The 21,144-nt window shown below is 40.0% G+C and carries 16 protein-coding genes and 1 riboswitch; of the genes, 7 read left to right on the forward strand and 9 right to left on the reverse strand.

The window, feature by feature from the left end; genetic code table 11:
- Positions 1 to 129: 129 nt before the first annotated feature.
- Positions 130 to 1,572 carry a cardiolipin synthase gene (gene cls, locus BM390_RS03330; protein WP_089852915.1) on the reverse strand — a complete coding sequence of 481 codons (1,443 nt, stop codon included), beginning with the start codon at positions 1,570 to 1,572 and terminating at the stop codon, positions 130 to 132.
- Between the two features lie 358 nt (positions 1,573 to 1,930).
- Between cls and BM390_RS03335 the strand changes: the two genes are divergently transcribed.
- On the forward strand, positions 1,931 to 2,941 hold the full coding sequence (locus tag BM390_RS03335) for a sugar kinase (RefSeq protein WP_062320621.1): 1,011 nt from the start codon (positions 1,931 to 1,933) through the stop codon (positions 2,939 to 2,941).
- A gap of 211 nt (positions 2,942 to 3,152) precedes the next feature.
- Here BM390_RS03335 and BM390_RS03340 read toward each other — a convergent pair whose 3' ends face one another.
- From BM390_RS03340 to BM390_RS03370, 7 genes are all read right to left on the reverse strand, one after another.
- On the reverse strand, positions 3,153 to 4,598 hold the full coding sequence (locus BM390_RS03340; RefSeq protein ID WP_256212379.1) for a family 43 glycosylhydrolase: 1,446 nt from the start codon (positions 4,596 to 4,598) through the stop codon (positions 3,153 to 3,155).
- On the reverse strand, positions 4,598 to 5,614 hold the full coding sequence (locus BM390_RS03345) for a glycosyltransferase family 2 protein (protein WP_089852916.1): 1,017 nt from the start codon (positions 5,612 to 5,614) through the stop codon (positions 4,598 to 4,600). Before BM390_RS03345 ends, BM390_RS03340 begins: the two co-directional genes overlap by 1 nt.
- A gap of 12 nt (positions 5,615 to 5,626) precedes the next feature.
- Positions 5,627 to 6,265 carry a hypothetical protein gene (locus BM390_RS03350; RefSeq protein ID WP_062320620.1) on the reverse strand — a complete coding sequence of 213 codons (639 nt, stop codon included), beginning with the start codon at positions 6,263 to 6,265 and terminating at the stop codon, positions 5,627 to 5,629.
- 188 nt (positions 6,266 to 6,453) lie between these two features.
- The gene (locus tag BM390_RS03355) at positions 6,454 to 9,312 is read right to left on the reverse strand and encodes a glycoside hydrolase family 3 protein (protein ID WP_062320618.1); all 2,859 of its coding nucleotides are present in this window, start codon (positions 9,310 to 9,312) and stop codon (positions 6,454 to 6,456) included.
- A 76-nt stretch (positions 9,313 to 9,388) separates the two neighbouring features.
- Positions 9,389 to 11,791 (reverse strand): beta-glucosidase, encoded by a 2,403-nt coding sequence (locus BM390_RS03360; RefSeq protein WP_089852917.1) that lies wholly within the window; start codon positions 11,789 to 11,791, stop codon positions 9,389 to 9,391.
- 200 nt (positions 11,792 to 11,991) lie between these two features.
- Complete coding sequence (locus BM390_RS03365) at positions 11,992 to 13,299, reverse strand: GHKL domain-containing protein (RefSeq protein ID WP_062320616.1); 1,308 nt, start codon at positions 13,297 to 13,299, stop codon at positions 11,992 to 11,994.
- Complete coding sequence (locus tag BM390_RS03370) at positions 13,296 to 14,006, reverse strand: LytR/AlgR family response regulator transcription factor (RefSeq protein ID WP_089852918.1); 711 nt, start codon at positions 14,004 to 14,006, stop codon at positions 13,296 to 13,298. The genes BM390_RS03365 and BM390_RS03370 overlap by 4 nt, the downstream gene beginning before the upstream one ends.
- 230 nt (positions 14,007 to 14,236) lie before the next feature.
- Here BM390_RS03370 and glf point away from each other — a divergent pair, with 230 nt between their 5' ends.
- The 5 genes from glf to BM390_RS03395 all read left to right on the forward strand — a co-directional run bounded on the left by glf (position 14,237) and on the right by BM390_RS03395 (position 19,603).
- Positions 14,237 to 15,343, forward strand: coding sequence for a UDP-galactopyranose mutase (glf, locus tag BM390_RS03375; protein WP_089852950.1), 1,107 nt, complete (start codon positions 14,237 to 14,239; stop codon positions 15,341 to 15,343).
- Entirely contained in the window at positions 15,333 to 15,761 is a 429-nt protein-coding gene (locus BM390_RS03380; RefSeq protein WP_062320614.1) for a NusG domain II-containing protein, read from the forward strand. The genes glf and BM390_RS03380 overlap by 11 nt, the downstream gene beginning before the upstream one ends.
- A gap of 109 nt (positions 15,762 to 15,870) precedes the next feature.
- Positions 15,871 to 15,975, forward strand: a riboswitch (SAM riboswitch).
- A 140-nt stretch (positions 15,976 to 16,115) separates the two neighbouring features.
- On the forward strand, positions 16,116 to 17,792 hold the full coding sequence (locus tag BM390_RS03385; RefSeq protein WP_062320612.1) for an O-acetylhomoserine aminocarboxypropyltransferase/cysteine synthase family protein: 1,677 nt from the start codon (positions 16,116 to 16,118) through the stop codon (positions 17,790 to 17,792).
- Between the two features lie 211 nt (positions 17,793 to 18,003).
- Positions 18,004 to 18,936, forward strand: coding sequence for a GDSL-type esterase/lipase family protein (locus BM390_RS03390; protein ID WP_177220618.1), 933 nt, complete (start codon positions 18,004 to 18,006; stop codon positions 18,934 to 18,936).
- Between the two features lie 25 nt (positions 18,937 to 18,961).
- Positions 18,962 to 19,603 (forward strand): YpmS family protein, encoded by a 642-nt coding sequence (locus tag BM390_RS03395; RefSeq protein ID WP_062320605.1) that lies wholly within the window; start codon positions 18,962 to 18,964, stop codon positions 19,601 to 19,603.
- 178 nt (positions 19,604 to 19,781) lie between these two features.
- Here the strand turns inward: BM390_RS03395 and BM390_RS03400 are convergent, their stop codons facing one another.
- A complete protein-coding gene (locus BM390_RS03400) occupies positions 19,782 to 20,366 on the reverse strand; it encodes a hypothetical protein (protein ID WP_062320604.1) in 585 nt (194 codons plus the stop codon).
- A 220-nt stretch (positions 20,367 to 20,586) separates the two neighbouring features.
- On the opposite strand from BM390_RS03400, the gene BM390_RS03405 reads away from it, so the two are divergent.
- Positions 20,587 to 21,087 (forward strand): AAA family ATPase, encoded by a 501-nt coding sequence (locus BM390_RS03405; protein ID WP_062320602.1) that lies wholly within the window; start codon positions 20,587 to 20,589, stop codon positions 21,085 to 21,087.
- The last annotated feature ends 57 nt before the right edge of the window (positions 21,088 to 21,144 follow it).

The raw sequence follows: 21,144 nt of genomic DNA on the forward strand, positions 1-21,144 counted from the left end.
TTTCACGTATCACTACTGTTAAGTATAGTATAACTTGAGTCAGTTAAACAAGAAAAAACACAGCACCAAAGCGTTAAGGCTGTGTTTTTTCCAATGAGCTTATTGATCTATCCATTTAAAAAGTGCTACTTATAGAATTGGCGAAATTAACCTTGCGACGGATTCTTTAAAGCGAATCCAAGTTGAACGTTTTTTATAATCTTCCAGTGAGAGCGTGTAACATTCCTTCATGTCCCGTTCATATTGTTTAAGGAGTTGACGTGCCACTTGTTCACTGTACATAAACGCATTCACTTCAAAGTTTAACCGGAAACTACGCACATCAATGTTGGCGGTACCGACACTTGAAAGTTTCCCATCAACGACAATCGTCTTCGCATGAAGAAAGCCGTTTTCATAAATATGGATTTTAGCCCCTGCTTCTAACATATTTCCTACATAAGAATACGTTGCCCAGTAAACAAACGGGTGATCGGGCTTATTCGGAATCATGATCCGAACGTCAATCCCAGACAGTGACGCAATGCGAACCGCATCGGCCAGTGATTCGTCAGGAATGAAGTAAGGCGTTTGAATGTAGACATATTCTTCTGCTTCCATGATCATCTTAATGTAGCCATACTTAATCTGTTCCCAATCATTATCCGGTCCGCTTGAAACAATCTGCATCCCGACATTCCCTTTTGGTGTTGCTGTGTAGTAGACAGGATCGTATTGAAGCACACGCTCCTTTGATGCTTGGTTCCAGTCTAAAATAAATCGGGTTTGCATATTTCGCACCGCTTCACCAACAACGCGCAAGTGCGTATCACGCCAGTAACCAAACTTTCGTGACTTTCCTAAGTATTCATCGCCAATATTAAACCCGCCGATGTAACCAATCCGGCCGTCAATAATGGCGAGCTTACGGTGGTTGCGGTGATTAATTTTAAAGTTCAATTTAGGAATGATTGACGGGAAAAAAGCTTCAACATGTACACCCGCATCTTTAAGGGCCTTAATATATTTTCTGCTGAGGCGTCTGGCGCCCATGTCATCATATAAGAATCTAACTTCTAATCCTTTTTTCGCACGGTCAATGAGCGCATCAGCAATCTTCCACCCAAGTTCGTCACTACGTACAATATAATACACTAAATGGACGTGATGCTTCGCATGTTTAATATCAAATAAGAGCTGATCAAACTTTTCTTTACCGTCGCTAAAAATCTTCACATCGTTATGTTGGGTTAGAATCGCATCATTGTTACGTAAATGTAGATAAAATAAGTCTTTATGATGGCGGTATCCCTTTTGAATCGGAAATGAATTTTCTTCAAGTAACTGTAACTGATTCTGGGCTGCCTTTTTGACACCTAACTTACTTTTATTATCCCAAATAAATAGTTTCGTGTTACTGAGCTTACGTCCAAAGATTAAATACAAAATAAAGCCCGCGATAGGGATAAAGGTTAAAACGAGTAACCATGCCCATGTCGATGTAGGATTTTTACGCTCTAAGAAGACAATCGTGAAGGCTAATACAATATTAAAAACTAATAGGGCCCCAAGTAAAAATGTAGGGACTGTCATTTCCTCACCTCTTTTCTTTCATATCCATAATATAGCATACCTAGGCTAACTCATGCACTTTTCTAGGTAACAGATACGAAAACCATGTGAAAAGTCATGGTTCACCACTCATTATTTAGGCCTCTTTATCTAGAAATTGACTCGTCTTATTCATTATTATATGTTATTCCCCTTCATGACATGAGTTAGGCAGGCAAACGATCAAAATTGATTAAAAAAGTTAAAAACGCACCTTTAACGTTATTGCTTTCTTTCACTATTTATAATAAGATACTAGTATACATGAAAACGCATGCAATAATAAACATAGCTTGTTCACATCACTTTAATACTACAACTCAATAAAGGAGCGACTAGAATGGCAAACGTCTTAACATTAGGTGAGATTCTACTCAGACTCTCAACACCGACAGGCACACGATTATCCACCGCAAAACAACTTGATTTAAATTACGGTGGGGCCGAAGCAAACACGGCCATCTCTTTAGCTATTTTCGGACACGAGACAACTTTTATCACCCGCTTACCCGATCATGCTCTCACAATCGGTATGATGCGTTACTTAAAAGGACTTGGGGTGAACACAAATAACATCATTAAAGGAGGGAAAAAGGTAGGCAGTTACTTTTTAGATGTGGGGGTCGGACAGCGTGCTTCAGAAGTCATCTATGACCGGGCAGGTTCTGCCTTTAGTGAACTAACAGAAAGCATGATAGATTTAGATACCGCAATCGATGGTTATGACTTGATTCATCTAACTGGTATTACACCGGCCTTATCACAATCTTTACAAGGCTTCACCCTTAAACTAATGAAAAAAGCAAACGAAAAAAATATCCCTATTAGCTTTGACTTTAACTTCAGACAAACACTCTGGTCTAAAGAACAAGCGCGTTCATTTTTCACTGAAGCGATGCCGTATCTGACCCACGTGTCACTTAGCCCGTGGGATATGACCCATCTTCTCGGCTACGATGACTTATCTCTATCAAATCGTCATGAAGATACACTCAACACGTGCTACAAACGTTTAATCGCTGATTATCCAAATATCCAAACGGTGTATGCGACAAAACGCCTCAGTCCATCAGCTTCTAAAAATGATTTAACCGGGTATTTCTATACAAACGGCACGCTTTTCTCATCTGAGACGTATACGATTGACCCGATTATTGACCGCGTCGGCGGTGGCGATGCTTTTGCATCTGGTATTTTACACGGGATCTTATCTCAATTTGAACCAGACAAAACGGTCACCTTTGCGACACAAGCATCGGTATTGAAACACTATATCTCAGGAGATGCGAACCTTGTTACCGAACAAGATGTGCTTGATGTGATGGCACACGGAGCGCAGATTAAGCGGTAAGTTAAATAGACACACGCACTTAATTGTCGTTTAGTACCATGTTAGTATAAACAAAAACACCGTTAAATCAAGCTTTCGATCCTCTTGATTTGACGGTGCTTATTTATTGAGCCATTTTGATTCACACTATCTAAGTCAATAATGCCGATTGGAAAATTAAACAAGTTACGCTATCGTTTTATTAAAAAATCCAGTTATAACGTTACACATATTAACTCAATTCAAATGATAAAAAATCCAACACTCCTTCCCCTATAAACATAAAATATAGCGCTACTATACCTTCAACATTTTCTAATTCTCTAGACGAAAACCAAGAAAATTCCTCACATGATTTCACATCAATTGCCGTCATTTGTTTACCATTTAGTTCCGTACTAACGAGGATTTTTCCATTCATTTTAGATTTTACCTTTATTGCTAGCTTATTTAAGTTCATCATGTTAAAGTACTTAAATCCAACCACACTTCCATCATGCATATTCGCAATATATTGGATAGGTCTGTCCTCGCCGTCTTGTTTTGTTTCTGTTATATAAGGCTGTCGATATTTGTTTAAAATCGCCCATGGACGGTAACGATTCGCACCTTTATCTGACATAAGTACACTAGCGATTCTCGCCTCATATTCACCTTGACCTAATAACGGTCCATTATTTAATCCACAGCTTGTCATCTCCACTTGATCAATCGAGCCATTTGAATTAATGGTTATTTTCTCTGCACATGCTTGACGTGAAAACATATGACCATTGGTATGTCGGTGATAAAACACATACCATTGATTGTTTATTTCGACTAAACTGCCATGGTTATTGCCATAATAATATTCTGCTTGTCTGTCTTGTTGGTCAACGTCTATATTACCGTTACTAATGATCGTGCCACCAAAAACGAAATCTCGATCAGGATAATCACTGATGGCATAACAGAGTTCGTGTTCATGAATCGATGAATAGATAAAGTAATAGCGCTCACCCATCTTTCTCATCGAACTCGCCTCGAAAAACGCGTGATTGTTAAAGCTTGTATCTTTAGCGTCAGAGACTTGAGGCACGATTAATGCCGGACCTGATTTAACCGTCAGCATATCTTTTTCTAACTCAAAAACATACGCACCAACCATCCGTCTGCCTTTTGATAACAGCCTTAAAGGTGAGGTTTTCTTTGGTGCAAATCCTGAATAGAGGTACACGCGTTCATCGTCAACAAATATGCCCGGATCAAATTGAAAGACATCGCCTGTTTGTTTGCCGACAATGTTACCGTCAGGATATTTTACGTGCCCGTAAAATTCAAAAGGTCCCGTAGGTGTTTCGCTTTTGGCGACAGACATGACACCAGAAAAACCTAATGTATAGTAGAGATAATACTGTCCATCAGGTCCTTTCGCGATATCTGGCGCAAACATATTCTTTTTTCCTGTTTTGTTGTGTGGATCTTGATTCTTTTTGTATATGATACCCTCATATCGCCAACTTGCTAAATCATCGATTGGGGCAGACCACGTCACATAATCATTCTCACAAAAGGCTTTGCCATTAAACTGATCATGTGAACCATAAACATACACACGGTCACCAAATACATACGGCTCTCCATCAGGTATATACTCATCACTTGGAAGGTAAGGATTAAACGCTTGTTTCTTCATCATTAATTAAACCCAATCACTTTTTGCGAGATCTTATAAGCCATGACACTAATCATTCGCCCGACTTTACCCGGTAGATTAATCAACCTGCCCATCAATCCATATTTAAGATTGACGTATAGCTCAACATTTTCTTGTTTCACATAACGCATGAGTTCACGCTTTTTCCGTAAGTTTTCTTTCGTGCCTGATTTAATCAATAAAATAGCGGAAATTACCGTGACAATTTCTAAGTGTTTCAACATGTAATCGCGTAACCGTTCATTGTGTATCGTATCTAAATCAATCGCCTCTAACATCAAATGATTAACTTTAAGTTGCTGATCAATTCGGCGAATCATCACACTTTCATTGACTGATTGATCACTTCTACCAATGAAATATCGGTAGAAGTCAACATCAAGATAAAACAACCGTGTGGCATGAGGGAGCGGTGTGTAGACATACAGATTATCAACATAAAACGTATGCTTTGGCAACGTCAGATTCGCTTCTCGTAATAGATTTGTCCGGTAAATCATCGCATGCATCATCATGAATTGCCCTTTTTTAAACGGTTTAACCTCATCCCATGAAAATATTTTATCTTTTGGTAACACGTTGTCATAACGCATCACTTTACGATACTTACTTCCTTGTTTCTCATAAACAAAATTACTGATGAGTAAATCAATCGTCCCGGTCGTTCCAGAAAATGTCTTTAGTGTGTCAAGTAGTTTAAGGTAAGCCCTAGTATCGACCCAGTCATCGCTATCGACGACTTTAAAATAAAGACCCGTCGCATGTTTAAGACCGGTGTTAATCGCCTCACCATGTCCGCCGTTTGCTTGATGGATAGCCGTAACGACCCCTGGATACTTGGCTGCATAGTGAGTCGCAATCGCTTCTGTTTCATCAGTTGAACCATCGTTAATGAGCAGAATCTCAACATCTTCTCCACCTACCACAAGTGATTCAATCGCGTAGTGCATATAACTTTCCGAGTTGTAGCAAGGAATAATAATAGATAATAGTTTCATACAATCACAACCTTATCTTTCTTTTGTTTCTTCAGGTACTTGTTTAAAGATAATTTTAAAGATTGGATAAAAGACCCAGAATGAAATGGCCGCATTAATCACCATTGTAATAATATCAGCGAGCGTCTCTCCTGTTTGCCCTAAGCCCCATGTATTCATGAATAGGTCGTAAATCGGTGCCTTATAAAACCCTTGTGCTGCGGCTGCGCCGATCGTGATTAAGATATACGCAATTACATACCAAAACGCCGCCACCCATGGATTCGTATTCGATTTAAAGGTAATATTTCGCTGAGCAAAGAAGTTAATAATCTGTGCCACCGCAATACTAATTTGAACCGCTAAAAAGTAAGCTAAACCGCCACCTCCGCCGTCAGCTAAAGCACCAGCTGGGTAGTCAAAAATATAATAGGCACTACCATCCACACTCTGACCGACTTGCCAGATTTGAAAATCGGTAAAAATTAAGGCTGTATCCGCAAACCAACTTCTTAACAACGGCATTAACACAATCTGTAAGACCGTCACACCATTACTCAATAAGAAAAACACGAGAAACTGCGCGGTATTTGGATGGTTTTCTTTAAAATTCGTCCAAAACTGAAGTGGCTTTGCCCCTTCTTTCTCTTTTTTAATGTAGTCAGCACTCATTTTACTGCTCCTTTGTTGTATAAGTCTAGTATTTTTTAAATAACTTGCATCCCTGTCGTTCACTTTTAGATCACACACTTATTGACATTGGCCATGTCTCGTATGATGACCTATAGTTTGATTAATTTTTTAGCGGCACTCAATTGAGTACCGCTAAATGAGCTGATAAATATAGTTAGCTAATTAAATTAAGCAACGTCTCGTTTTTTACTGTTTTTGAATACAAAGTAGAAAGCTAATACAATGGCTAGGCCAATAAGAATATTGACATAGATAGAAATTGTCACCCATTGCGGTGTTTCATCACTCATACCTGCATCCATCGCGCGACTATTTGCTGTTGTGTAAAGAATATTTTTAGAGGCGTCTCTAAGTGCCCACTGCGTATCAATGCCCGTAGCATCAAACTCAGGTACACCATAAGGTGCAACACCCGTAAGCAATAAGTCATTACCATTTCTAATCGCTTGTTGTGCACTCATATAAGGTGTGTCATCAATAATATACATATCGGTAATAACTGTCCCTTTAAAGCCCCACTCATTACGTAATACTTCGTTTAATAAACCATTGCTGGCACCGGCCCAAGTCGTTCCGATACTGTTAAAGGCAGACATCGCTCCCATAGCGCCACCTTCTTTTACAGCAAGTTCAAATGGTTCTAAATAAATTTCACGAATGGCTTGTTCATGACTCCAAGTTAAGACGCCTAATTGACGATTTTTTTCTTGGTCATTGAGCGCAAAGTGTTTCATATAAACAACGCCACCATTATCTTGGTACCCTTTGATCGCATTTGCCGCCATTTTACCTGAAAGTAATGGATCTTCAGAATAATACTCAAAGTTACGTCCGGCAAATCCCGTACGGTGAAGGTTAATACCAGGCGCATACCATCCTGTTACGCCATACACTTCTGCTTCAGCTCCAATGGCTTGTCCCATTTCTTCAGCAAGCACAAGGTTCCACGTGGAGGCTACCATCACTTGTGACGGGAATGGAATCCCTGATGCTCCAGTAGCAGATACAAACGAACTAATACCCGCTGGTCCATCATAATCTACTGTCCCTGGTTTTTCTACAGATTCTAATTCAACGGTTTTATAACCACCATTTAATACAAGTGATTCCATATCTTCAACGGATAGTTGATTTAAAAGTTCTTCCCAGCGTTCATCGTCATAATCTACACCGGTAAACTCCTCTAATGTCAATCCGTTGTCTTCTCCAGTTATCGGTGCTTCATCGTGTTCACGCTCAGTAATATCATAACGCACATCATTGACCATGCTTATAAAGGCTTCATCTACTAGTGTTCCTTTTACTTCAACGACGTCGCCTTCTTCTGTCGTAATCTCAAATACGTCGTTTTGATTTACTTCATCGATATTTTCAAATCCGTTTTCTCTAGACAGATACGTTTCAATACTGCCTTCTCCTGTCACATCTTCATCAAATTGATTGGTTGCCACTTGTTGATCTGTTTCACGAGCTGTTTCATCAAAGACTGTTTCACTGAGTGTTTTTGAACTTACATCAGCGATTTTTTCATGTGAGTTACGCATTAACATTAAGTCATACTCACCAGATTCTAAAACATATGCCCCATTGTCGCTATAGACTTTGTTTGAATCGTATGAAGCCATATCATCTACGTTAAATGACAAGGTCACAACTTGTGATGCACCTGGTTCAATCACGTCTGTCTTCACAAATGCGCCAAGGTCAACAACTGATTTTTCAATATTGCCTGTGTAAGGCGCTGAATAATAGAGTTGAACAACATCTTTTCCGGCCATTTCTCCCGTATTGGTTACTTCAACGTCAACCGTCACTTCTGAGTCATCCCATACGAGTGAACCAGACACGACTTCTTGTTCGAAAGTCGTATAGCTTAACCCATGTCCAAAGGGATACATAACTTTTTGTTCGTAATTGATGGCCCCTTCTGCAGCTGCCGTTTCATAATAACGGTAACCAACGTAAATACCTTCGGCATAATTAATATACTTAAGTGGTACATTCTCTTGATCATAAGCTTGTGAGAAGCTACCATCTGAATTTTCTACAACATAGCTAAAGTCACCAAAGTTTTTAGCTGCCGGTGCATCAAATAAATCTGTCGCATATAGATCAACCGTGCGACCTGATGGGTTGATTGTACCTGCAAGCACTTTTCCTAATGAACCAAAACCACTTTGTCCTGGTCCAGCAATATTAATAACACTCTTCACTTGTTCATACTCTCTTGTCCAGTCTAATTCAAACGTATTAGCACTGTTCACAACAACGATAATATTATCAAAGTTGGCTGTAACAACTTCAACCATATCTCTTTCTCTGTTACTGAGTTCTAAATAGTGTTTATCTGGATCTAGATCATCTTCATTCCCGAATTTTTGTCCTGCCCCAAACATCCCCGCATCAGGATCAAATGTATCAGGACCATCAAGGACATCTGGTAAGTCAGCGCCTTCTCCACCTGAACGAGAAATGAAGATGACAGCTGTGTCTGAAAATTCTTTTGCTTGATTGATTCTGTCTTCAGTGTAAAAGTCACTAGCGACAGGTTCTGGAACAGACCAATCCTGGCCATCCATAAGTACAAGCGGTCTTTCAATGCCTGTTGCTACATAATCATCATATAACGATTGATTCACTTCAATACCCGCATCTTTAAATCCATCTAAAGGCGTAATAGCTGTAGAGGCATCTGTGCCACCTGAACCTGTACCACCATAGATAGGATTAGTAAAACTCCAACCAAATACGTTTACTTTTGCCCCATCTGCTAATGGAAGGGCATTATCATCATTTTGTAATAAAATAATACCTTCATCCGCGATTTTTTCTGCTACTTCTTTAGATTCATCTCTTACGGCGACGGCTTCTGGACTAGTAATATCTAGCTCATCAAAGTACGCTGTAATGACATCTGAATAATAATTTAGAGCAATATTGGCACCAATGACAATGATCACTAACACCGATAATATCGTACTCCATACCGTTCGAAACTTTTTCTTACTCATTTTTTTCTTTTCCATTTCTGTATAGCCTCCTTAGATATATGTGTATAGGAAGTAAATGAGCTATTTAAAAGCTAATGATAATAGCTTTACTTCATTTTTTAAGTTGTTTTCGACCTTTGACTACTTCTTTGATGCCTTTAAAGAACTGACCATTAATCGCCGTTAACATCCCGTCAACCATCGGCATATTAATTGCTCCACCCGTCATTCTGGCATAACCTCTAAACGGCATATGATACACCGACATCATAATCAAGTTCGCCGTCTCACGCTTACCCATCTTCCAAAGGAAAGTATGCGCGAAAGTCACCAGACGGTAACTGAATCGTCCAATCCAACCTTTCGAATAGCGACACTGACTAATCGTGTCATTATAGCCTAATGGTTGTGATCTGTCCCAAGTTGATTTTGGAATCGGTCTTCCAATCAAGGCTTCAAATGCCGCATCACTGATCTCACGTATGTTGCCTGTATAATAAGGCGCTAACACTTTTTCATCATATGGATGGGCATTGACTGATCCTTCAATGTCTATCGTCGTCATTAACTGAATCGTCTCACTAGATGACGCAATCATGAGTTGATACGTGCCCGCTTCTTTTTCCCACTTATTCGTGCTGACGTTAAAGTATCTAAACGTATAGTCATCAAAATCAATCGTGACTTCTTTTGTTTCATTCGGGAATAAATGGACTTTCTTAAACCCTTTAAGCTCTTTATTCGGTCTAAAGATCCGACTCGATTCTTTTCCAACATAGAGTTGAACGACTTCTTTTCCAGCCACGCCACCCGTATTGGTTAATTTGACCGTGACACCGGTATCAGTAACGGATACATCTTCATACTTAAAGGTCGTATAACTTAGGCCATAACCATAAGGGAACCTAACGTTAACATCCGCTGAATCATAGTAACGATAACCGATAAATGGACCTTCACGATACTCAACACTCACTTCTTTACCTGGGAAGTAGTGATACGTTGGTGTATCTTCGTAGCGAATCGGGTAGGACTCTGATAATTTCCCTGACGGGTTTGTTTTCCCTGTTAAAATATTCAGCATCGCCTTAGCCCCTGCTTGACCACTTAAATACCCGTGGACAAGACCTTTCACGTCATCAACAAACGGTAATTCCACGGCCGAACCACATGAAAGCACCACGACAATGTTCGGATTCACAGTCTTTACTGCTTGGACTAAGTCAAGTTGATTTGAAGGAATCTTCATATCACTTCGATCAAGGCCTTCCGCTTCTGTTACTTCATCAAGACCTAAATAGAGTAAAATCACATCAGCTTCTTTGGCAAGTTGCTGCGCTTGTTTAAGTTTCTTCTGATCTTTTTTCCCGTAACGATTAAAGCCTGGCGCATAACCGACAACATCTAAATCGTATCGTTTAACCGCTTCCAATGTTGTTTCAAGTTCAGTCGGATTAACAACCGATGAACCGGCCCCTTGATAACGCGGGGTATAAGCAAAGTCACCAATGATCGCGAGCTTTTCTGTTTTCTTTAACGGCAAAATATTGCCCTCGTTTTTTAATAAGACGATAGACTCTTCTGCCACCTTCTCAGCGAAAGCGTGATGACCTTTTACGTCAATTGTTGCTTTGTCTCTGGCTAGTGCTTCGTTTGTTGTTAACATTAACTCTAAGAGTCGATCAACGGCCGTATCTAAGATTTCCTCTTCGATCACGCCTGTTTGTACAGCCTTTATAATGTCTTGGACTGTCTCACCATTGGCCGTTGGCATTTCAAGCTCATTTCCTGCGATTAAGCCTTTCACTCGGTCATTACTACCGCCCCAGTCGGTGACAACGACACCATCAAAGCCAAATTCCTCACGTAAAATCTCTTGCATGAGGTGTCGATGTTCATTTGTGTAGTCACCGTTTAACTTATTGTAAGACGACATTACCGTCTTCACATCACCTTCTTTGATGGCGATTTCAAAAGCGGTTAAGTATATTTCACGTAACGTACGTTCATCCACAATCGTATCAATCGACATCCGGCGTTCTTCTTGATTGTTCACCGCAAAGTGTTTCACACAAGCAGAGACCCCTTGAGACTGAATCCCGCGAATGTAGGCCGCTGATAATTTGCCGGCTTGATAAGGATCTTCACTGAAATATTCGAAATTACGCCCACATAGCGGATTTCGTTTCATGTTAATACCAGGGCCAAGCAGCACATTAACGCCTTGTGCATGTGCTTCTCTACCGAGATGTTCCCCGATTTTTTCACCGAGTTCGGTATCCCAGCTATTAGCTACTGTTGCAGCAGTTGGAAAACACGTCGCTGGAACGCTTTCATTTAATCCTAAGTGATCGGCAGCGGCCGCTTGCTTTCTAATCCCGTGCGGGCCATCCGCAAGAAAGATACTGTCAACACCTAAGCGTGCAATGCTTTCTGTTTCCCAGAAGTTTTTCCCTGACATCAACGATGCCTTTTCTTCGAGTGTCATTTGTTCAACTAATTGTTTATGTTTCATCTCTTTTCCCTCTTTTTATATCTCGTATTTTCACCTGCCATTTGTACACCTTAACGTTAAAGCATGTTCAACATGATGGTTATAATTTAACATGAATTTAAGTAAGCGCTTATCATTCTTCATGAACGTCACGTTTTTTTACATAAACGACATCTAAGTGCCCATAGAAAAAGACTATTCGCCGTTGAATAGTCTTGTCATCATACTGTATGTGGTAATAAAATCATCAGTTTAAACCAGTGGTTCTTCTCGCTAATCTGTACCGTACCGCCGTACTTTTCGACCGCATGTCTGATACTTTTGATTCCGTAACCATGGGCTTGTTTATTCTTCTTTGTTGTAGACGGTAAGCCGTCTTGATAACGCAAGGCACCTTCAAAATAGTTTTCAACTTGAATCATCGTAAACTGGTGTTGTTTTTTAAGTAACACATGAATCAGACGTTTGTCACTATCCTTTACCTTACACTCATATTCAATCGCATTGTCTAAAGCATTACCAAAAATGGTGACAATATCTTTTACATCCATTTCATTTAATAACTGTCCGTCCGCGACAGCTGTCAACGTGATGTTGTTTTTTAAGCAGTTCATATGTTTCATCGTCAAGAGTGTATCAAGCACGTGATGCCCGGTTTTATGTTGGGCTTCAAACATCTTTATCTCATCTTGCATCTCATCGATAAACGCTTCTCGTTTATCAGGATCTGTTTCTGCTTTTAGGGCAATCAGTTGGTGTTTTAAATCATGGTATTTGAAGTTAATAAGATCGATACTTTCCTTTGACTGTTGGTACTGGGTATATTGATATTTAAAAATGTTTTGCATCGCTTCCAGTTCATGTTTAACTCTTAGTTCATTTAATTGAACGTGATAAGCAAATAGAATCGCAAAACCTCCGAGGTCTACGAGTGTGCGAATATTTAAAATCTCCGTCGTATACTGTCCGCTAAAAGGTGTTCGCACCGAAACAAAGCTTAGATTACTAATAAAGAAAACAGCCACCCCAATCGTCGCACTTGACCAAAACTCGCGTGGCTTTATGCCTAACACACCGTCTTTTGGGATGTGTTGTCTTTCGAGAAACCAAATAAGAAAAAACAAAAGAAGATACGTTGTGATTAATAAGCTCACACTTAACATTGAATAAGCGGATTCGTTTCTTAACAAATAAAAATGTAACTGCCAATGGAATGAAGCAACGAGCTCTGCGGCGACAAAAGCTTTAACGACAAAATAACCAGCTTCATACATGGATACCTCTGTCGTTGTATAGATAAATAGCCACATCATCATCACCGCAAGTGCCATGCTTGGAATCCAGAAATAAATCGGTAAATCACCCGTTACCATTAAAAATGATGCTTGGATGACTAAAGCCCCTAGCATGATGCTGATAAGTTTTCCGCCAGTATAATGACGTTTTAACATACTCATATAGACAACACACGCAAGCCACTCAGATAAAGCTGTAAATAAACGCGGAATCTCTGGAAATAGATCGTTCATATCGATTGGTCTCCCCAATGTTTAGTGAGCGTGTCTAGAAAGCCTTTTTTCTTCGTTCGACCCATCGGTAATTCTGTTGTTTTCATGACGACAAACGGATCATTAATTCCTTGAACGTAGTTAAGATTAACCATAAACCCTTTATGTATCCGGTAAAAACCGTCACCTTTTAATACTTCCTCATAATGTTTAATCGCCCCCGTTGATTCAATGATCCCGTCTATCGTATGAAAGAGGAGTTGATGACCTTGGCTCTCAATATAATAGAGATCTTTTAGTTCCAATCTTACGACGCCACCTTTTACTTTAATGGTGATAAAGCGACTTTTTTTAAGCTCAAGACGTTCAAGCGCTTTGAGTAGCCGTTCTTTAAAGGCAAAATAATTGATCGGCTTTAAAACATAATCAAGGGCATCGACCGCGTAGCCTTTAATCGCATATTGGGTCATATTCGTAATAAAGATAATAATCACGTGTTGATCAACTTTTCTAATTTCTTCTGCGACCGTCATCCCATCCATTAAAGGCATTTGAATATCCAAGAAGATAATATCAAACTGGGAAGTATAGTGATCAATAAACTGATCACCATCGGTATAGATTGACCACTCCAGCGGCTGATGTTGTTCTTCTTTGAATGTCGTTAAAAACGCTTCCAATTGTTCGTGGTACAATGTTTCATCTTCAACGATTGCCACCTTTACCATTTCCCCGTCACTCCTTTTGTCTTACGTTATAAGGACTCTCCCTAACGATAGGGGACGAATCTATCCTTTACAATTTTAGATTGATAGGTGATAATTTACACCATAAACATTAAAGGTTCAACTCCATTAGAGCCCAATCGCCTTTAAGTATAGCACACCCATTTTTTAAAATACCAGCCTTCCTTTTTTCTTCTCTAGTAAAATATAAACATGTAAGGGGTCTTAATATGATGTATGATTATTTAATTGTTGGCGCCGGACTTTTTGGCGCTGTGTTTAGTTATGAAGCAACAAAACAAGGGAAAACTTGCCTGGTGATTGATAAACGTCACCATATCGGTGGGAATATCTATACAGAAAAACAAGCCGGGATTGATGTCCATAAATACGGCGCGCACATTTTCCATACGAATAGTAAAAAGATTTGGGATTATGTGAATCAATTCGCAGCATTCAACCGATTTACTAATACTCCCATCGCTAATTATCACGGGGACATTTATAACCTCCCCTTCAACATGAACACCTTTCATCAATTATGGGGTGTGGTAACACCTGATGAGGCGAAAGAAGTCATCGAACGTCAGAAACAACAAGCAGGTGTAACTCATCCAACCAACTTAGAAGAACAAGCGATCTCACTTGTTGGTACGGATATTTATGAAAAACTGATCAAAGGCTATACCGAAAAACAATGGGGTCGACTTGCGACGGAACTTCCAGCGTTTATTATTAAGCGCCTGCCAGTGAGATTTACGTACGATAACAATTATTTCAATGATCGTTATCAAGGTATTCCAACGGAAGGCTATACCCACATTATTGAACAGATGCTTGAAAAATCTGACGTTAGACTCGGTATTGATTTTTTTGATGATAAAGATCACTATCAACAACTGGCTAAAAAGACGGTCTTTACTGGGATGATTGATCAGTACTTTGATTACGTCGATGGCACCCTTGACTACCGGAGTTTACGGTTTGAAACAGAACTAAAGCCCATCAGTAACTACCAAGGAAACGCCGTTGTGAATTATACTGATTCGGACACACCTTATACGCGCATCATTGAACATAAACATTTTAATTTTGGGACGCAACCTGACACGATCATCACCAAAGAATATCCAAGTGATTGGAAAAAGGGGGATGAGCCGTATTATCCTATCAACGATGAGAAAAATAATGCCCTCTATCTAAAATATAAACAACGCGCCGAAAAAGAAACGAACGTGATCTTTGGTGGTAGACTCGCGACGTATAAATATTATGACATGCACCAAGTGATTGGGGCCGCTCTTGAAACGGCTGAAAGGGCGTTAAGCCATGACCAATAAGTCGCTTCGTCAAGTAAAAAGCATTCTCACAATCAGTGATGCTTTTGTCATCTTGATGTTACTGATCATTTCTTTTACGCCACTCGCGATCTTTCACTACAGCTATGCCCAGTCGGCAGATGATACCGTCGTCGCTTATATCTCTATTGATGGCGAAATCGTTGATGAATTTATTTTAAGTGATACGACACCACATGAGCTAAAAACTTATTATCCTGCGGGGAATCAATACAACATCATTGAAGTTGATGAGACGCGGATTCGGGTAAAAGAAGATAATTCACCCGACCAAATCGCGGTGAAAACCGGTTGGATCTCGCGTCCTGGTGAGACGAGTATTTGTTTGCCACATAGACTCATGATTGAGATTAGAGGAGAGGCAAATACTGATACACCTACCGATATTAATGCGTACTAACAGGACATATAAGTTTATACACTTAAATCGATAAAAAATTTAAGAAATTCTAACTTATCACTTGACGAACGGGATGAAGTTCACTATAATCCATACTAACAACTTAAAACTCTTATTACGAGTGGCTGAGGGAATAGGCCCTGCGACGCCCAGCAACCCCTGCATAGGCAGAAAGGTGCTAAATCCTACAGATGTGACATCTGAGAGATAAGAGGAGGACATGTGCGGTTACAACACCCTCTTCTTATTTTTCAAAGAAGTGGGTGTTTTTTGTTTCACCCTCAACTTATCGCATCCGTGTCGTTTCTATATTCAGAATAAACAAATTTTTTATATTCTAAGGAGGAATTACTTATGACCCACAATCCCTTTCACATTCAAGGTGCCGAAACACAACTCATTCACGCCGGCCAACAGACCGACCCTACTACCGGTGCTGTTGCTGTTCCGATTTACCAAACCACCGCTTTTTCATTTAAAGACACCGAACATGCGCAAAATCTTTTCGCATTAAAAGAACCTGGCAACATTTATTCAAGGATTATGAATCCCACCGTTGATGCGTTTGAACAGCGCATCGCTGCATTAGAAGACGGCGTGGCCGCTGTTGGTGTTGCCTCTGGTATGTCAGCGATCACACTCGCTATTTTGAATGTCGCCGAAGCAGGGGATGAAATCATTACCGATAGTAACCTTTACGGTGGGACATATAATTTATTCGAGCGCACGTTACCGAAATACGGCATTAAGGTGATCTTCGTTGATGGAACTGATCCACAAAACTTTGAACAAGCCATCACCGCCAAAACAAAAGCGATTTTCGCTGAAACGATCACGAACCCATCACTCAACGTTTTTGACATTGAAGCGGTCAGTGATATCGCTCATAGCTATGACGTCCCACTCATTATTGATAACACGTTTGCAACGCCATATGGGGCTAAACCACTCACCTTTGGTGCGGATATCGTCGTTCACTCAGCGACGAAATGGATTGGTGGTCACGGAACTACCATGGGTGGGGTTGTCGTTGATGGTGGTCGTTTCAACTGGAATAATGCCCGCTTTAAAGGCTTTACTGAACCGGATGAGTCGTATCACGGCATTCGTTACGGCATTGACGCAGGCCCAGCAGCGTTTGCGATTAAATTACGCGTGCAACTGTTACGTGACATCGGTCCGTCACTTAGCCCACAAAATGCCTTTAACTTACTTCAAGGATTAGAAACATTAAACTTACGCATTAAGCGTTACCATGACAATACGAAGCGCGTCGCAGATTATTTAAACAACCACCCTCAAGTCGAATGGGTGAACTATCCAGGGAATGCCGATCATCCAGGATATGCGCTAGCGAATAAATATCTGATTGATTATTACGGCTCGGTCATTACTTTTGGTATTAAAGGTGACCGCGAGACCGGCCGACAAGTGATTGACCATGTGAACTTGTTCTATCATGTCGCGAATGTCGGTGATGCCAAGTCGCTAATCATCCATCCAGCGTCAACGACGCATCAACAGTTATCAGCTGAAGGGTTAGAACAAGCAGGCGTCTCGGAACAATTAATCCGTCTTTCCATTGGACTTGAAACGTCTCACGATATTATTGCTGACTTAGATCAAGCGATCGCTAAAGCAACGGAGACAACACCAACGCTAACACCTTCTACAGAGGATGCGATCTATTGGGCGCTTCATTCCCCGTTCGCACGTGAAGAGGGCCTCCGTCCAAAAGAAATTGTCGTCGTTGGTGATCCTACTCAACACGGTTGCTTAAAGAAAATTAAAAAATTAGGCTTCCATTATAAAACGTTCGACGAACAAGCAGAGATTATTGATATACTCTTTGTGACCGAACCTAATCAGCTAACAGACATTCCTGCCCACGCGAAAATCGTCTGGTTTAAAACAAAAGAAGATTATCAGGTACTAAAACAACAAGCTTTAGCTAACAATCAAGTCATTGTTGAAGGTGCGTGTCTCTTTGGTACGGCTAATAAAATCCGGTTAAATCCGCGTCGTGACTAGTACAAATATCTAGCGTTTTTCATACTTTCGACACCCTTTGATGAGCTTGAGCTGTCACTTTGACTGCTCAAGCTATTTTTCTTGTCATTTTTTGTCTATCTGGTTATTGAAACGTCTTATCAAGACTACTATAATAGAAAAGCAATCTTGTTTTAAAATCTGTTTTAAGGGAATATTATCAAAAGAACTTTTCTTTAAGGATGGATGTCTTATGAGTAATCATCGTAAAAAAGTACTCCTTATTATATTAGTCGGTCTCATCGTGGCGGGTAGTATCGCTTTCTTTATCTTTCGACCCCTGCCCATCTACGAAACGACCTCTATTCAACCAGAAGAGGAAAATATTACGACGGTCATTAACCAAGTCGATGAAAAAGATGAAGAAGTACAATCAAATGCGACTGATTTGTCACTCGACTTAAAAACAGCTGTAGAAGAAACATTAAGAATTTTCACACGGACCGATGTGAAAATTACCGCCCTAGGCGATTCACTTACTCAGGGTGTCGGTGATGAAACAAATAGTGAAGGCTATATCGGTGTGTTGAAAGGTTACTTTGATCAAACGGACACACGCGTAGCTATTAATAACTTCGGAAAGCGTGGGAACCGGACGGATCAATTACTCACTCGCCTTACAGAGGAAGAAGCGATCATTGATTCCGTTGAAGAGGCCGATTTTATCCTCGTCACGATTGGTGCCAATGATTTAATGCAAGTAGTGAAAAACAACGCACTAAATCTCAACCTTGATGTGTTTAACGAAGAAGAACAAGCCTTTAAGACACGTCTCACTGACATTTTCGAGATGATTAATGATTATAACCCGGACGCAGAGATTTATTTGCTCGGTTTTTTCAATCCGTTTCTCGGCTACTTTGATAATGTCATTGCTTTAAATGAAATCTTGACTTCTTGGAATCAAACTGGTAAGGAAGTGATTGAATCGTATTCGAATGGGCATCACATCGATTTATATGATTTATTTGCCCTCAAAGATATTTCGCTGTTAGCCGATGACAACTTCCACCCCAATAAAACAGGCTACACCTTAATTGGGGCACGGGTATACAACTACCTTAAACAGGATATTGACACATTAACGAGCGAGTTAAGCTCAAATAATGTATCACCAGAATCCTAACAAAGAAAGCTTGTAGAATGGACTGATGATTGTGAAAGAAAGTTTTATCAACTCAATAAAGAAAATGACGACATGGCACCGCCGCTTTATCTTACTAGCTCTCATTAACGGCGTCTTGATTGTCACCTTGTTCGTATTTCTCCTCCTCACACCTCCTGTGTCTGATGCTTTACCTGATCCAACGTATCAGGAGGAATTAGGGGCAAAGTTCACAGTAGAAACGACAAAAAGCGATCTAAATGATTTAATTAATACGTATATAAATCAAGTACTGAAAACAAACCAGGCTAATTTTGATGTTATTGTGGATAACGATATTCAACTGAATGGGGAACTATACGCGTTCGGCGTGCCTATTCCACTTCGAGTGACGATGGACCCGGTCGTCATGGACAACGGGGATATCGTGCTAAAAATGAACACACTCTCACTCGGATTACTCGACCTACCACGCGGACGCATTCTCCATTACATTAATCGCCAAGTAGAAACGCCAGACTGGCTTTATTTTGATTCAGAAAATGAACAAATCTATTTAGCCGTAACGTCTATTGAAATTGACAGCAACCTTCGCTTTAGAGTTGATGCGCTTGATCTATCAACGGATTCTATTATCTTTACCTTCACCGTTCCAAAAAGTGGCGTTGATACTACTACAAATGAATAATCTTTAACAAACACTACAGCAGCCGCTTAACATTACGGCTGCTTTTTTCATCTATATTTAAGTCGCTTTAGCATATAAAAAACCAACCTGAAAGTGACAGATTGGTTTTGGTATAAGAAATATAATAGCAGGCCTTGATGTTCATTCATAAAAAGTAAGTGTTAACCCGACTAATTTTTCAACTCATACGAAAGAATGAGCGAATCGGTAAACGAAATCTTCGTTTCTTGTCATCTAAATTTAAATAATTTTTTAGTGTGCCCATATAGACAAGATCTAACTTATCCCATTGCCTCAAATCATCTGGGCGCGTTAAGCCTGCGCGTTTATCTCTCGGATACAAATCAATTTCTTGAAGCATCGTCGCGACAAACTGTGAACAAAAATAAGCATGCGTGCGTTTTACTTCATAATTAATAAAGAAACCGAATAATCCAATAAAATTATAGCGGTATAAGTGCTGCATCGACTCAATCATTTGTAAGTGTTGGCGCAAGGCTAAATATTGGTCATTAGAAATCTCTAGCTCATATACGGCACACATCGATTGATTAAAAAAAGGTTCTGTCACAGCTTCTCTCACAAACCCACCAATAAACGGATTGTAAGGGCGTTTACGACCAAAGCTATAGACTTCACTCAAATCTTTATCGAAGGCAATCGAGACATGATTCAGATTCGTTTTTGTATATAAATCAATCGCCTTAGATAATAATGTTCCTGTCGATAAGAATAGTAAATAGATCGTGCGTGTCTCTTTCATAGTTGCCCCCTTTCCTTTCTTACTACTTAGACACAACCAACAAGTAAAAAGTTACATCGCACACAATAAAAGAAGTCAAGGATTGATATAGTGACCTCTATCGTGTATTCTCAGTATAGCATGAAATAATCAAAAAAAGTCTTTTTCATACAATTTTCCAGTCAACAAATCATGTATCTGTTCGACACCAATAATGAATAGTAGACAGGAGGAAAAACCTATGCAGCGGATCCTTATTCTCGGTAGCCCTGGGACAGGTAAAAGTACACTCGCACGGGAACTGAGTCACCATCTTCAGCTCCCCCTTTATCATTTAGACCAATTTTTCTTTGAAGCACATTGGGTCATTAATGAACCAGCCTTCAAACAAAAACTTCACGACGTTCTTCATGAAGACCGCTGGATTATCGACGGAAATTATGCCGCTTCTCTACCCCAGCGATTATCACGGGCTGACACGGTCATTTACTTAGACTATCCGACTCCTATTGCCTTATCCGGTATTATTAAACGCTACTGGCGTTATAAACATACGACAAGACCAGATATGGCACCAGGGTGCCTAGAACAACTCAAACCTTCATTCCTTTGGTACGTCCTGACCTTTAAACGAAAGAAAAGAAAACAAACATTTGCGAGCCTAACAGCGACTCAAATCCCCGTCTATTTCTTTCATTCGCGTAAAGAAACAGCGACCTTTATCCGAACGCTAACAAACTAAAGATTACTTATTTCGACTGTGTTTGTTTGCGCTCTATCCATAACTCCCGATTTCCGA

The organism is Halolactibacillus miurensis, assembly GCF_900116255.1.
GTDB classification, from domain to species: Bacteria; Bacillota; Bacilli; order Bacillales; family Amphibacillaceae; genus Halolactibacillus; species Halolactibacillus miurensis.